Source organism: uncultured Tenacibaculum sp., assembly GCF_947498805.1.
Taxonomy (GTDB): domain Bacteria; phylum Bacteroidota; class Bacteroidia; order Flavobacteriales; family Flavobacteriaceae; genus Polaribacter.
In genome coordinates this window covers 128,254-143,462 of the sequence record NZ_CANMLT010000001.1, presented here as the reverse complement: position 1 = coordinate 143,462, position 15,209 = coordinate 128,254, and the positions used below count along the sequence as shown (strand labels likewise).

Annotated in this window: 8 protein-coding genes; 6 read left to right on the top strand and 2 right to left on the bottom strand. The window is 32.8% G+C overall.

Annotated elements, in window-relative coordinates:
* Positions 1 to 10 precede the first annotated feature (10 nt).
* From Q0873_RS00665 to uvrB, 6 genes are all read left to right on the top strand, one after another.
* Complete coding sequence (locus Q0873_RS00665; RefSeq protein ID WP_299103794.1) at positions 11 to 709, top strand: response regulator transcription factor; 699 nt, start codon at positions 11 to 13, stop codon at positions 707 to 709.
* 124 nt (positions 710 to 833) lie between these two features.
* Positions 834 to 1,733 carry an ATP-binding cassette domain-containing protein gene (locus Q0873_RS00660; RefSeq protein WP_299103793.1) on the top strand — a complete coding sequence of 300 codons (900 nt, stop codon included), beginning with the start codon at positions 834 to 836 and terminating at the stop codon, positions 1,731 to 1,733.
* Positions 1,734 to 1,742: 9 nt separating this feature from the next.
* Positions 1,743 to 2,579, top strand: a complete 837-nt coding sequence (locus Q0873_RS00655; protein ID WP_299103792.1) for an ABC transporter permease — start codon at positions 1,743 to 1,745, stop codon at positions 2,577 to 2,579.
* 49 nt (positions 2,580 to 2,628) lie between these two features.
* The gene (locus Q0873_RS00650; protein WP_299103790.1) at positions 2,629 to 7,167 is read left to right on the top strand and encodes a T9SS type B sorting domain-containing protein; all 4,539 of its coding nucleotides are present in this window, start codon (positions 2,629 to 2,631) and stop codon (positions 7,165 to 7,167) included.
* Positions 7,168 to 7,331: 164 nt separating this feature from the next.
* Positions 7,332 to 10,127 (top strand): T9SS type B sorting domain-containing protein, encoded by a 2,796-nt coding sequence (locus tag Q0873_RS00645; RefSeq protein ID WP_299103788.1) that lies wholly within the window; start codon positions 7,332 to 7,334, stop codon positions 10,125 to 10,127.
* A 23-nt stretch (positions 10,128 to 10,150) separates the two neighbouring features.
* Complete coding sequence (gene uvrB / locus Q0873_RS00640) at positions 10,151 to 12,139, top strand: excinuclease ABC subunit UvrB (protein WP_299103786.1); 1,989 nt, start codon at positions 10,151 to 10,153, stop codon at positions 12,137 to 12,139.
* 74 nt (positions 12,140 to 12,213) lie between these two features.
* Here uvrB and Q0873_RS00635 read toward each other — a convergent pair whose 3' ends face one another.
* Together Q0873_RS00635 and Q0873_RS00630 are read right to left on the bottom strand one after the other, a co-directional pair.
* Positions 12,214 to 12,774 (bottom strand): YceI family protein, encoded by a 561-nt coding sequence (locus Q0873_RS00635; protein ID WP_299103784.1) that lies wholly within the window; start codon positions 12,772 to 12,774, stop codon positions 12,214 to 12,216.
* Positions 12,775 to 12,812: 38 nt separating this feature from the next.
* Positions 12,813 to 15,185 carry a TonB-dependent receptor gene (locus Q0873_RS00630; protein ID WP_299103782.1) on the bottom strand — a complete coding sequence of 791 codons (2,373 nt, stop codon included), beginning with the start codon at positions 15,183 to 15,185 and terminating at the stop codon, positions 12,813 to 12,815.
* Positions 15,186 to 15,209 lie beyond the last annotated feature (24 nt).

Below are 15,209 nucleotides of genomic sequence, written 5' to 3'. Positions count from 1 at the left end.
GAAGGCAAAAATGGGAACAAAAAAGATTTTATTAGTTGAAGACGATCCAAATTTTGGAACAGTGTTAAAAGATTATTTAGCATTAAACGATTATAATGTAACACATGCTAAAGATGGAATTGACGGATTAATCATGTTTAAAAATTCTGAATACGACTTGTGTATTTTAGATGTAATGATGCCTCGTAAAGATGGTTTTTCTTTAGCGCAGGATATTCGTACAACAAACAAAGAAGTTCCAATTATCTTTTTAACAGCAAAGACTTTAAAAGAAGATGTACTTAAAGGATATCAAGTTGGTGCTGATGATTATCTTAACAAGCCTTTTGATTCAGAAGTATTATTACATAAGATAAAGGCAATTCTTCAAAGAAAAGAGAATGAAAAGTCTACTGAAAGTGAAGAATTTGAGTTTAAGATTGGGAGGTTTGACTTCAACTCTAAATTGCGCCACCTTTCTTTTAGCGCAGAAGAACCGCAAAAACTATCTCCAAAAGAAAGCAAGCTTCTACGTATGTTAGCTATACATAAAAATGACCTAATGCCTCGTGAATTAGCTTTAACTAAGATATGGAGAGATGATAATTATTTCACTTCTCGAAGTATGGATGTATATATCGCTAAACTTAGAAAATATTTAAAGAGAGATGAAAATGTTGAAATTTTAAATATTCATGGAGAAGGTTTTAGATTGATAGACAAATCATAACAAATAATAACTTTCAAATTAAAAAAGACTTTCTTGTGTAGAAAGTCTTTTTTCTTTTATAAATTGTAACAAAAATTTACATAGATCGTCAAATACGTATATAATTAACTAAACCAAAAAAGCTTTGGAAACTATCCTATCAATTAAAAACCTCGATAAAAAATTCGGCAAAATCCACGCTGTAAATAACCTATCATTTGACATTCAAAAAGGAAATGTATATGGTATTTTAGGTCCTAATGGAAGTGGAAAATCTACTACGCTAGGTATTATTTTAAACGTTGTAAATAAAACCTCAGGAGAATTCAGTTGGTTTGATGGGTCAATGTCTACACATGAAGCACTAAAAAAAGTAGGGGCAATTATTGAGCGTCCTAATTTTTACCCTTACATGACTGCTATTCAAAACCTGCAGCTTATTTGTAAAATAAAAGGGGTTTCTGATGAGAACATAGAAGAAAAGCTTAAAGTTGTTAACCTTTACGAGCGAAGAAATAGTAAGTTTAGAACCTATTCTTTAGGTATGAAACAACGCTTGGCTATTGCTTCTGCCCTACTTAACAATCCTGAAATTTTAATTCTTGATGAACCTACCAACGGATTAGACCCACAAGGAATACATGAAATTCGTCAAATAATAAGAAAAATAGCAAAAAACGGAACTACCATCTTATTGGCTTCACACCTTCTTGATGAAGTTGAAAAAGTTTGCTCTCATGTTGTTGTTATAAGAAATGGAGTAAAATTATATAGTGGTAGAGTAGAAAACATGATTGCTTCTAACGGTATTATTGAGGTCAAAACAGAAGGTGATATTGATAAATTAGTAACTACTTTAAAAAACTACTATGATATTGCTACCGTAAATGTAGATGACGACTTGGTAATTGCTAGTTTAGAAAATGAAACATCTGCTTCCAAAATAAATCAGTATTTATTTGAAAACGGAATTATAGTTTCACATTTAGTAAAGCGTAAACCAAGCTTAGAACAACAATTTTTAAATTTAACCAACAACAACTAACCCACTGCTATGTTACGATTATTAACCATTGAATTTCATAAATTAAAACACAATAGAGCGAGTAAAGTTCTATCTATAATATATTTTGGATTATTAACATCCATTGCTTTAATTGCTGCAATAAAATTTGATATTGGTCCAGTAAAGTTCCATTTGGCAGATCAAGGTATTTTTAATTTTCCTTACATCTGGCATTTTAATACTTATATAGCGGCAATCTTAAAGTTTTTCCTTCTATTAGTTATTGTTTCTATGATGGCTAATGAATATAGCTACAAAACTTTAAAACAAAACTTAATTGATGGCCTTAGTAAGAAAGAATTTATTCTATCTAAGTTTTATACAGTAATTGCCTTTGCATTCTCATCAACACTTTTTGTTTTTGTAGTCTCTTTAATACTTGGACTAATATATTCTGATTTTAACGAGTTGTCTATTATATTCTCAGATCTAGAATATTTATTTGCCTTTTTTATCAAACTCGTAGGCTTCTTCTCTTTTGGACTATTCTTAGGAATTTTAATTAAACGTTCTGCATTTGCAGTTGGAGCAATGATTGTTTGGGTTTTTATTGAAAATTTAATTTATGGTCTACTTGGTTGGAAATTTGTATCGAGTTGGGATATAGCACAAAGCATTAAAAATTTCCTTCCTCTCGAAGCCATGACTAATTTAATAAAAGAACCTTTTACAAGACTAGGAGCTGTAAAATCTGTAGCAAGTCAAATTGGAGAAAATTTCACAAAAGATTATTCCGTAGGCTTCATAAACATCCTTATTGTACTGGTCTGGACTTTTGTTTTTGTCTATTTATCATATTATTTGTTAAAAAAACGCGATTTATAGGGGGTTTTAAGTAGTTTAGTTGTTTTATATTAGCAACAAATTATAAAGGATGAGACAACTACTACTCTTAATATGTATAATATTCCTAAACGCTACTCCTATTTTCTCTCAAAAGGAGGCTAATTTTTGGTATTTTGGTCAAAATGCTGCTCTAGACTTTAATTCAGGTGTACCTGTACCGGTTTCTGGAAGTCAGTTAAATACTTTTGAAGGCTGTTCGTCTTTTTCAGATTCGAATGGAAACCTTTTATTTTACGTAGGAGCACCATCTCCAAATGCTAGAAACTTAACCATTTGGAATTCATCAAATCAACCAATGCCGTTTACGGATCCGGCTGTTGGAGGTCAAACACTGAAAGGAGACTCTTCAAGTTCTCAATCGGCCTTAACAGTTCCAGCTCCTAAAAAGCCAAATATCTATTACCTTTTTACAGTTGGAGCAACGGTAGGTGCTGGTGGCGAATTTGGTTTTTGGTATTATACTATTGATATGACAGAAGATAGTGGTAAAGGAGATATCGTTGATGGTCCTGTGTCTTTACACACACCTCTTTTAAAAGATCAATGGACAGAAAAGGTAACTGCAGTAAGGGCTAGTACTTGTAATACTTTCTGGGTAATTTCTTTTGCTAGTAATGGAGACTTTTATGCTTATAAAGTAGATGAAAATGGAGTAGATACCGCAAACCCTGTAGTTTCTTCTTTAGGTGGTTTGTTTATAAATGACCCTAGAGGATATTTAAAAGTATCTCCGGATGGAAAAAAATTAGTCTTAGCTAATATGACTAGTGGAGCCTACCTATTTGACTTTGATGATACCTCTGGACGAGTTTCTCACTTCGGTGGAGCATCAACTCCTCAACAAATTAATGTAAATTCAGAAAGCGCTTATGGAGCAGAATTTTCGATAACAAGTCAAAAACTATATGTTTCTACTGGTGAATGGACTTTTGGAACAACTGAAAACTTATATCAATTTGATGTAACTAAAAATTCAATTACAGAAGTAAATAATTCTAGATACACTGTACATAGTTATTTAAATACTAGAGGAGCCTTACAACTTGGTCCAGATAGAAAAATTTATTGGAGTAGTGATAGAAATAGTAGAATTAGTGTAATTAATAATCCAGATGAAACTGGCGCCGCCTGTAATTATTCTCATCAATCTGTAGATTTAGGTGGTAGATTAGCTACACAAGGTTTACCTCCATTCTTATCTTCCTTATTACTACCTATTGAAATTAAAGATCAAATAACCAGTACTATTGTAAATGATCAAACCTTACAGCATTGTGTTGGTGACTCTAAAACTATTGCACCAGATCCTGTAACGGGTACAAATGTTGTATATGAGTGGACTTTTGATAATGGTACTACAACTAATACTGTTTCCAACACAATTAACTTAAACATAAATAATATGACCATGGCTAATGCTGGAACATATCAGTTAAAAGTTACACGTGTCGACACTTGTGGTAATATTATAGAGCAACAAGCTAAATTTAATCTAGAAATTTATCAAGCAACCTCAGCTACGCAGCCTTCAAATATATTCTTTTGTGATGTTGATAATGACGGATTCAATTCGTTTAATTTACAAAACGATGTTACTCCTCAAGTTTTAAATGGATTAGATCCTGCTATTTTTGAAGTGGTATATTATATTGACGCTACTGATGCTAATAATAACAATACAGCAAATGCATTGTCCAACCCATATACAAACCCAACTGCATTTAGTAATCAAACCATATATGCAAGGATGCACAATACATCTGCTCCTAATGCATGTTATGATATAAAAACTTTTACACTTGCCGTTACTGGAAAACCAACACCACAAACTCCTATAAATTATGAAGTATGTGATGATACTGCTAGTGGAAGTGATACTGATGGTTTCTACAATAGTTTTAACTTAAGTACAAAAGACAATGAAATTTTAGGAAGTTTAAACCCTACAACATATCAAGTTTCTTATCACACCTCACTTACCGGTGCTCAAACAAGTAGTACTACTGATGTAATTGATAAGAATGCTCCATATAGAAATGCTACTGTTAACTCTCAAACAATTTATGTTCGAGTTGAAAACAACACTAATGTAGCATGTAATGATTCTTCTGTTTCATTTGATTTAGTTGTAAATGCCTTACCTGTAATTGCAAATAATCCTACAACGATTAGACATTGTGATGTTGATTTTGATACAAACGCTAACATCAACCTTACTTTGTCTCAACAAAATATTTCTACGAACCATTTAAATGAGAGTTTTAAGTACTACCCTACTGAAAACGACGCTATAATGGATACTTCAGAAATTACAAATCAAACAGCACATCCATTATCTAATGGAGATACTGTATGGGTAAGAACAATTTCAAATAAAAACTGTTATAGAATCTCTCGAATCAATATTGTTATTGGACATTCAGCAAACGTGGCTTACTCAAATCAGTTTAGACAATGTGACGATTTCCTTGATGCAGATGGAAATAACAATGCGAGCAACAATGATACTGATGGTATCACTACTTTTGATATTAGCTCTGTTGTAACAGATGTTAAAGCATTGTTTCCAGCAAGTTTAAGACCAAACTTGGATGTATTAATATTTGAAAATCTAGCTGATAGAGATGCTGTGTTAAATGCGATTCCTGATTTAGCTAATTATAGGAATAAAAATGTACCTGCGGCAACACCTCAACCTTTATATATTAAAATTATAAGTACTATCAATAATGATTGTACTGGTCTAGGTGAATTTACTATTTGGGCACAACAACCACCAACTGCCAATACTGTTCCTAATTTTGAATTCTGTGATGATTTCAATAGTGGAGCTTTTGATGATGGTATAAATGTAAATATCAACTTAAGAGACCGCGTAAGTGCTATTTTAGGACCTACTCAGGCAATGGCTGATTATACAGTAACATTCCATACCTCAGCTACGGATGCAAATACAGGAAATAATCCTATTCCTAATGATACGAGTTATACAAATCAAACTAGAGATAGAGAAACTGTTTATGTAAGAGTTGTCAATAATAGTACAGGATGTTTTAATGATCATTTAACTTTTGATATCATCATAAACCCATTACCAGTTATTTCAAAAGCTATTACAGATTTAGAAGTTTGTGATGTAGCAACTGCTAGTGACGGAGATCCTAGAAATGGTTTAGCACAAAACATAGACTTATCGCAAAGAGACTCGGAAATTTTGGATGGAAGAAATCCTAGCGACTTTACTATAACTTATCATAGAACACTTCAAAATGCTATTGATGGAGTTCTTCCTTTCCCAGATAAGACCAATTATTCAAATGAGCCAACAACAACTATTATTCCAGCTCCTGGATCGGGTGATGCTCCTGCTAGAGAACGAATATATGTTAGCCTCTACGATAGAAACACTCAATGTAGATATGGACTTGCTACATTAGATATTATCATACACCCAGAACCAAGCTTACCTGTTAATATCACAAATTATGAAGATTGTGATAATAATAGTGATACAAATCAAGACGATACTAATGGCATCAATGGAGATATTACCTTAAACTCAAAGAACTCAGAGATTTTAGCAAATTACACTCCAGCAGAGCGTAGTAATTTCAAAGTAACGTTCCATACAAGCTTAGCAGATGCGCAATCTGGAAATGCTCCAATTGACGAGAATAAATATGAAAACACTAATAATAATCAAACCATATATGTAAGAGTACAAAACATTAAAACATCTTGTGTAAACGATAATTTAAGCTTTAACATTGTTATTAATCCTTTACCTAGCTTTACTGTAACTACTCCTGTTATTGTTTGTTTAAACAATCCTCAAACACGTTTAGAGGCATTGAATCCTGGAGCTACCTATGATTATAAATGGTATATTAAAGGGAATCCAACAAACATTTTAAGTACAGATCCATTCTATGATGTTCAAACTGCAGGAACTTATGTGGTAACAGCTACAATGAGGAACCCTACTGCTTGTGAAAGATCTGAGATAATTCAAGTAGACCCTTCTACTGCTCCTGTTTTTGACGCTGATGATGTAGTTATTGTAGATGACACAAATAATAATAGATTAGATAATTACTCTATAACCATCATTACAGAAAACAATAATTTAGGAATTGGCGATTATGAGTTTTCACTTATAGATGAAAAAAATAACCAAACCTTGTTCCAAGATGAACCTGTGTTTAATAACCTTATCGGAGGAATTTATACTATTGTTATTCGAGATAAAAATGGATGTCAGCCTAATGCCAGGTTAGATGTTTCTGTTATAGAATATCCTAAGTTCTTAACTCCAAATGGTGATGGACAAAATGATACTTGGAAAATAAAAGGTGCTAATTCTAGCTTCTACCCAAGTAGTAGTATTCATGTATTTGATCGATTTGGAAAAATAGTAGCTGTCTTACCAATAGATCATACAGGATGGGATGGTACCTATAATGGAAATGTATTACCATCAAGTGACTACTGGTTTAAAATACAATTAGTAGACCGAAAAGGAAAAGTTTATCAACATCAAGGACACTTCTCCTTATTAAGAAAATAATTATAAACGAAAAGGTGAGTTGAATGACTCACCTTTTTTATTGGACCAAAGTTAAAAACCACTTACAAACACATGAAAAACACTGTTTTTCAATACAATACAACTAAACCTCTCTAAAATATCTTTTTAATTCCTTAAATTTGTATTAAGTAATAACTCACACAATGAAGAAATTAATTCTCATATTATTTCTTCACTCCTCACTTATATTAACAGCACAAAATGAAGCTAATTTTTGGTATTTCGGAAGAAATGCCGGTATTGATTTTAGTGCTGGGGCACCTGTTGCGCTTACAAATGGGCAATTAAACACACTAGAAGGTTGCTCTTCTATTTCAGATTTAAATGGAAATCTTCTTTTTTATTCTGATGGAATTCAAGTTTGGGACAGAAATCATAATCTAATGCCAAATGGTACAGGTTTACTAGGAGATAATTCAAGTACCCAATCAGGACTAATCGTTCCTAATCCTTCAAACACCAATATTTATTATCTATTTACAGTTGACGCTCAAGAAGGGAATGGAGATGGGTTTCGGTATTCAATTATTGACATGAGTTTGAATGGAGGAAACGGAGATGTTACTTCTAAAAATATTCTATTAGTTGGCTCTGCTGATGAAAAAGTAACTTCTGTTATTGGTAGAACATGTGACTCTTATTGGGTAATAACTGCTGATCGTGATAATTTCTATACCTTTGAAGTTACCTCAGCAGGAGTGAATACGACTCCAATTATTTCTCCCATAGGTTTCTTTATATTTTTTAGTACTAGAGGTTATCTAAAATTATCTCCAGATGGAAGAAAACTAGTATTGGCGAGTTCCGAAGCAGGTAGCTATATTTTTGATTTTTCAGCAGCAACTGGTGTTGTTTCAAATGGAAGAAGACTGAACTTAGATGGAAATATTGGTTATGGAGTAGAATTTTCTATTTCGGGAAACAAATTATACATTGCTACTGGTCCGGATGTTTTTTCTCAATTTGCCGAAGCTAATCTATATCAATTCGACATTAGCAATCCAGATATCAATATTATTAATGCATCAAGAGGCACACCTTTCTTTACATATTCAGGAACTAGAGGAGCTTTTCAATTAGGTCCTGATGGGAAAATTTATCATGCTGTTAGTGAAAGCCCTCAATTAGGAGTTATTAATAATCCAGAAAATGATAAAAACACTATCAATTACGTTCATAATGGAGTCAATTTAAACGGTAGAAACTCAGCACAAGGGCTTCCTCCTTTTATTCAATCCTTCTTTTTACCTACAACCATTCTTAATGCAGATACGGATCAAGTTATAAGCGATACCAAACAATTCTTTTGTTCAGGACAAGATTATAGGTTAAAAGCAGGTCGAATTGAACCAGGAGCTACCTATTCTTGGGAAAAGGATGGAAACATTGTAGGTACAGATTCTATATTAACAATCAACAATATTAACTGGGGGTCTGGAATCTACAAACTTACCACTACCTTAAAAGCAACCTGTGCTAAAACCTTAGATTCTGAAGTTGAAGTTGAATTTGTTGATCCTCCAACTGTAGCCTCTGTTCCTGTTTTTCAAAAATGTGATGCCGATTCAAATCCAAATGATGGAAGTACCACATTCGATTTAACCACTCAAATCGCTGCTTTAACGAATAGTGCTACTAATGTTACCGTGCAGTTTTTCACACAGGCAGACACCTCTTTTTCAACTCCACTCCCTGCTGCAAACTACACCAACACCACTAATCCAGAAACCTTAGTAGTTCGTGTAAACTATAGCTCTTCTGGAAATACAAGTTGTTTTTCACTTGGGACACTCGAGCTTCAAGTAAATCAAGTTATTAACAACACCAATATTAGCAATGTTTTTGTCTGCGAGATTGATCAAAACGCAAACAATTCTTCTGCTACAAGCAGCTTAGGAAATGGGCAAGGAACATATGATTTTAATAATACCATTAATGAAATAATAACTCTTAACCCAACCATAAGTACTTCTACACATACAATTAGTTTCTATAGGAATCAATCTGATGCAAATGCGCAAAACAATCCAATTGTTCCTCCTTATGAAGATGATCTTTTTACAAATTCTTCTGATGTTTATGTTAGAGTTGTTCTTAATTCAGATCCTAGTTGTGTTGCCATATTTAGTTTTACCATATTTGTAGAACCATTACCCATACCACAAGGAAGTACCACTCCAACTTTATTATGTGTAAATTTTCCTTTGGGAACTGAGCCCATAGCAACCGTTAGTTTAGATGCCTCTACAGGAAATACAAACGACTCCTATCAATGGTATTTAGAAGGAGAACCTATTCAAAATGCTACAAGTGCTATATATAATGCTTCAGAGGCAGGAAGCTATAGAGTTGAAGTGACGAGACAAAATCTACAAGCTATGACTTCTTGTACTGGCTTTAATACTTTTGAAGTTGTCACCTCTAGTAGTGCTGTGATTGTTGATATTTCGGTTACAGATGATTCAATTGACAATAATAGTATATCAATTGTAGTTGACGGACTAGGAAGCTATGATTTTATACTTAGTAGTTCGAATCAATTTTTACCAGGAAACAATGCTTCCATCACATTTTCTAATTTACCCATTGGTATTTATACTATAACCATAAGAGATAGAAATGGCTGTGGAGATACTATTTCTGATGAAATTCCAGTAATTTTTTTCCAAAGGCACTTTACTCCCAATGAAGATGGAATTTATGATACATGGAGAATTCAAGGAGTAGACAACGATTTTTTTCAAGATGTTACTGTGAAAATTTATGACAGATACGGAAAACAAGTAGCCATTATTCCAGACAAAAATCATATTGGATGGGACGGAGTGTACAATGGAGCTAGACTTCCTTCTAATGATTATTGGTATGATGCTCGTCTGATAGATAAAAATGGAAAACTTCGCACAAAAAAAAGCCATTTTAGTTTGTTAAGAAGATAGATTCATATCTTATTTTTGTAGTTATGGATTTTCAAATTGTTTCAGAGTTTCAACCTACGGGTGATCAACCTCAAGCTATCAATCAGTTAGCAAACGGAATTACAGAAGGAGAAAAGTTTCAAACGCTTTTAGGAGTTACAGGTTCGGGTAAAACATTTTCGGTAGCAAATGTTGTCGCAAAAGTGAACAGACCTACCCTAGTTTTAGCACATAATAAAACCTTGGCCGCTCAATTATATTCTGAGTTTAAACAATTTTTCCCTAACAATGCCGTAGAGTATTTTGTTTCTTACTATGATTATTACCAACCTGAAGCATATATTCCTGTAACAGGAACTTATATTGAAAAAGACCTTTCTATCAATGACGAAATTGAACGTCTAAGGATTAGCACCTCCTCTTCTCTACTTTCTGGACGTAGAGATGTATTAGTCGTTGCATCTGTTTCTTGTTTATATGGTATCGGAAACCCAACAGAATTCAAAAAGAATGTAATTCCTATTGAAGTAGACCAACAAATCTCTAGAACTAAATTTCTACATCAATTAGTTACTAGTTTATATGCCCGTACCGAAACGGAGATAAAAAGTGGTACTTTTAAAGTAAAAGGAGATGTTGTTACGATTTATCCTTCTTATGGAGATAGTGGTTATCGCGTACATTTTTTTGGTGATGAAATAGAAGAAATTGAAACTTTTGATATTGAAACTAATAAAGTAACTGATAAGTTAAATCAACTGACTATATATCCGGCGAATTTATTTGTTACCTCTCCTGATGTCTTACAAAATGCCATACATCAAATTCAAGAAGACTTGATGAAACAGTATGATTATTTTAAAGAAATTGGTAAACATTTAGAAGCAAAAAGATTAAAAGAGCGTACCGAGTTTGATTTGGAAATGATACGAGAATTGGGCTATTGTTCTGGTATTGAAAATTATTCTCGCTATTTAGATGGACGCGAAGCTGGGACCAGACCTTTCTGCTTGTTAGATTATTTTCCTGATGATTACTTAATGGTTATTGATGAAAGTCACGTAACCGTACCGCAAGTTCATGCTATGTATGGTGGTGATAGAAGTAGAAAAGAGAACTTGGTAGAATACGGTTTTAGATTACCTGCAGCAATGGATAATAGACCTTTAAAATTTGAAGAGTTTGAGATGTTGCAAAATCAGGTGATTTATGTCTCTGCTACTCCTGCGGACTATGAATTACAAAAAACAGAGGGGCTATTTGTAGAACAGGTAATTCGACCAACAGGACTATTAGATCCAGAAATTGAAGTACGTCCAAGTTTAAATCAAATAGATGATTTAATTGAAGAAATTCAAATTCGTGTTGAAAAAGACGAACGTACCTTAGTAACAACTCTAACCAAACGAATGGCTGAAGAACTTGCTAAATACTTAACTCGAATTCAAGTTCGTTGTCGTTATATACACTCCGATGTTGACACTTTAGAACGTGTGGAAATCATGCAAGATTTACGTAAAGGACTTTTTGATGTACTTATTGGAGTAAACCTTTTAAGAGAAGGGTTAGATCTTCCTGAGGTATCTTTAGTAGCCATTTTAGATGCCGATAAAGAAGGATTCCTTCGTTCACATCGTTCGTTAACACAAACCGTTGGTAGAGCAGCTCGTAATGTAAACGGTAAAGCTATTATGTATGCCGATAAGATTACAAATAGTATGCAAATGACCATTGATGAAACCATTCGTCGAAGAGAAAAGCAAGTCAATTACAATACTGCTAATGGTATTACACCTAAACAAATCAATAAAAAAATAGATGATACCTTATCTAGATCTGCCATCACAACACATCAATATGATGCAGCAATTCAAAAGGCAGCAGAACAGGACTTAGAATATTTACCAAAAGCAGAAATTGAAAAGCGCATTCGAAACAAACGTAAGCAAATGGAAGAAGCAGCTAAAGCATTAGATTTTATGGTTGCTGCTCAATTACGAGATGAAATCGAAGTTTTAAAAGAAAAATTATAGTTGGTTTTTTTATAATTAAAAAAACCTCACCGTTAAGTGAGGTTTCCAATTTATAAAAACTAAATAGGGGGCTATTAAGCTTTCTTTTTATTTAATTCTAAGTTGATTACAAGTTCCACTTCTTCACCAATAGAACCTCCTTCACCACCTACGTTAAAGTCTGTACGTTTAATAGTAGTTTCTAACTTCACTCCTGCTTTCATTCCGTATTTAGTAGCAACTACCCCATTAATTTTTCCTTTTAAAACTACTGGTTTAGTAATTCCTTTAATAGTTAAATCTCCAGAAATTTCCATCTTTTTTCCATCTAACTTTTTAAAGTCTTTTTGAACGAATTGAATACTAGGATATGTTGCTGCATCAAAAAAATCATCTGCTCTTAAATGCTTGTCTCTTCCTTCATTTTTAGTATTGATACTTGCTGTTTTTATGGTAACAGAAAAAACCGGACTTTCAAAGTTTTCTTTAGAAGTTGCAGAAATGTCAAAACCATCAAAAGATCCTGTGGTTTCTGAAATTACTAAGTGAGATACTGCAAAATTAATTGATGAATGTGAAGCATCTACTGTCCATTTTTCTTGTGCATTTACTCCTAATGTTACCAATACAACTAACGCTAATATTACTTTTCTCATTTTATTTAAATTTATATGGGTTTATTATTGTTTATGTTTTAAAATCTTTTTCTTGCTGAATACTCCATAGCTTCTCCTTTTCCAAAGCCATAACTAATTCCGAATGTTACAAAACGACCTCTTTGACGACTGCTACTACTAAAGAAATTAGTCCCTTCTTGAGTAGATTCAAAAATTCTTGAAGCAAATAAATCACGAACACCTAAGTTTAGAATTACCTTTCCTTTAACAATTTTCTTTCTCAATCCTAAATTGGCAAAGGCATTTTTTGAAACGGTCCCCTGTGCTGTTTTGTATTTCGATCGATAATTACCAGACACTTCTAAATCAAAACTCTCAGGTAATTTAAATTTGATAGTTGACTTTGTATCCCAACGACTTCCTTCAAAATCAAAATTATTATTGGCATCAAACTGCCCTTTTCTATTGAATAAATTGTAGTTGAAATCTCCATTCCAAGAAGCCCACTTTGTCAAATTCACTTTATAGTTTGCTTCGAATCCAGTTATTTTACTCGTTCCAAAATTTTGAGGCATTCTGGTAGTAACTCCTGTATTGGTATCAAAACTAGATACATCTTCAATTACATCAGTAGTATTACGATAGTAGACTCCTAAGTTTAGGTTAAGTTTTCCTAATTTATGAATAGAAGTTAACTCATATGAATCTGTAAATTCAGGCTGTAAATTCGGATTTCCAGTAAATATATTGAACTGGTTTCTAATGTTGAAAAATGGATTTAAATCCCATAATCTTGGTCTATAAATACGCTTAGAATATCCTGCTTGAATAGAAAAATTATTACTTACTTTATATGAAGTATGTACACTTGGGAAAAAGTTTGTATAGTTTTGAGTATTCTTCTGACTGGTGTTTTGTAAAACAGTATTTAAATCTGTGTTTTCTAAACGACCTCCAAGTTTAACTCCCCATTCTTCTCCTTCATAGGCTGCCGTTGCATATACTCCAAATACGTTTTGTTTATAATCAAAAATATTTGTCAAACTAGCATCATTCACCCAAGTACCTCCTTGAAAATTATCTACAGCATAATCATTAGTTACATCATTCAATACATATTGTGCTCCAGTCTCAATGGTATATGCATCTGTTAAAGGGTGCGTATAATCTAATTTAAAAGTATATTGAGCTTCTTTAAAATCAGTTCGTGTTTGTTGATTTGGATCTGCAATACCAACAATTGCTTCGTTATTAAATGTTGATGATTGATCTTTACCAAAAAAACTTCCTAAAGCGCTAAACAACAAACTCTGCTCCTTGTTATCTTTAAAGTCTTTTTTATACTGTAACTCATACTGAAATTTTGGATTGGTAGCTTCAGTAAGTTCAAATCGATTATATGAACTATTCAAGGTTCCATTACTACCATCAATTTGATCAAATTGAGTTTTAGAATCTTCATCTTCTATTTCATAAGCAAAGTTTCCAGAAAGTGTTATTACATTGTACTGATTTATATAGTAATCTGTTCCTAAGGTAATGTTGTAAAACTGTTCGTTTTTGTCTCCCTCTCCTTTAGATAAAATCTCGTTATTATTCGTTCTATTTAAATTATAACTCTTTGATTCATTCGGAAAAGTACGCTTCCCTACTCCAATCTGACTAAAAATATTAAACTTCTCTGTTCGTTTATTAAGGCTTACTCCAACACTATGATTATTAGGAATACCCGTATTCAAACTGATAGAACCATTCCATCCTTTTTTATCATTTTTCTTTAAAACAATATTAATAATCCCTGCGGTTCCCTCAGCTTCATACTTCGCAGAAGGGTTTGTGATTACTTCTATTTTTTCTATTTGATCAGCTACAATTGTTCCCAATGCATTCCCTTCTTGACTGGCAATAACCGAAGGTTTTCCATTAATTAATATTTGTGCTCCTTGCCCACCTCTTAAAGTAATTGCTCCTTCAATACTTACATTAACAGAAGGCACATTATTTAAAACTTCCATAGCACTCGCTCCAGTAGAACTTAAGTCTTTTCCTACATTAAAAACTCTTTTGTCTAATTTGAATTCAGTAGAGGATTTTTCTGCTCTTACGACAACTTCATCTAGTTGCTGTGCATCTTCTTCTAATTCAATGGTATTTAAATTAGCAACACCATTCTCTTTTTTAATAGTATCTATCTTGATAGTTTTAAAACCGATAAAGCTTATTTCTACATTTATATCTTCTTCTTTAGTCTTTAACTCAAAAGTTCCATCAATTCCAGTAGTTACTCCAGTTATTGGTTGATTTGTTTTATTACTATTTATGATTACCGATACAAACTCTAGAGGTTGCTTAGATTTTCCATCAACAATTTTCCCTCTAACTGTTAATGTATTTTGCGCTATACATAATTGTCCTATAAATAGGAATACAACAAGTAGGTTTAATTTCATTTGTATATTTTTAATACAGCAAAA

Excerpts from the sequence above, each read along its gene's own strand:
- Q0873_RS00665 (WP_299103794.1), top strand. The coding sequence starts at position 11 with ATGGGAACAAAAAAGATTTTATTAGTTGAAGACGATCCAAATTTTGGA.
- Q0873_RS00655 (WP_299103792.1), top strand. The coding sequence starts at position 1,743 with ATGTTACGATTATTAACCATTGAATTTCATAAATTAAAACACAATAGA.
- Q0873_RS00650 (WP_299103790.1), top strand. The coding sequence starts at position 2,629 with ATGAGACAACTACTACTCTTAATATGTATAATATTCCTAAACGCTACT.
- Q0873_RS00645 (WP_299103788.1), top strand. The coding sequence starts at position 7,332 with ATGAAGAAATTAATTCTCATATTATTTCTTCACTCCTCACTTATATTA.
- uvrB (WP_299103786.1), top strand. The coding sequence starts at position 10,151 with ATGGATTTTCAAATTGTTTCAGAGTTTCAACCTACGGGTGATCAACCT.
- Q0873_RS00635 (WP_299103784.1), bottom strand. The coding sequence starts at position 12,774 with ATGAGAAAAGTAATATTAGCGTTAGTTGTATTGGTAACATTAGGAGTA.
- Q0873_RS00630 (WP_299103782.1), bottom strand. The coding sequence starts at position 15,185 with ATGAAATTAAACCTACTTGTTGTATTCCTATTTATAGGACAATTATGT.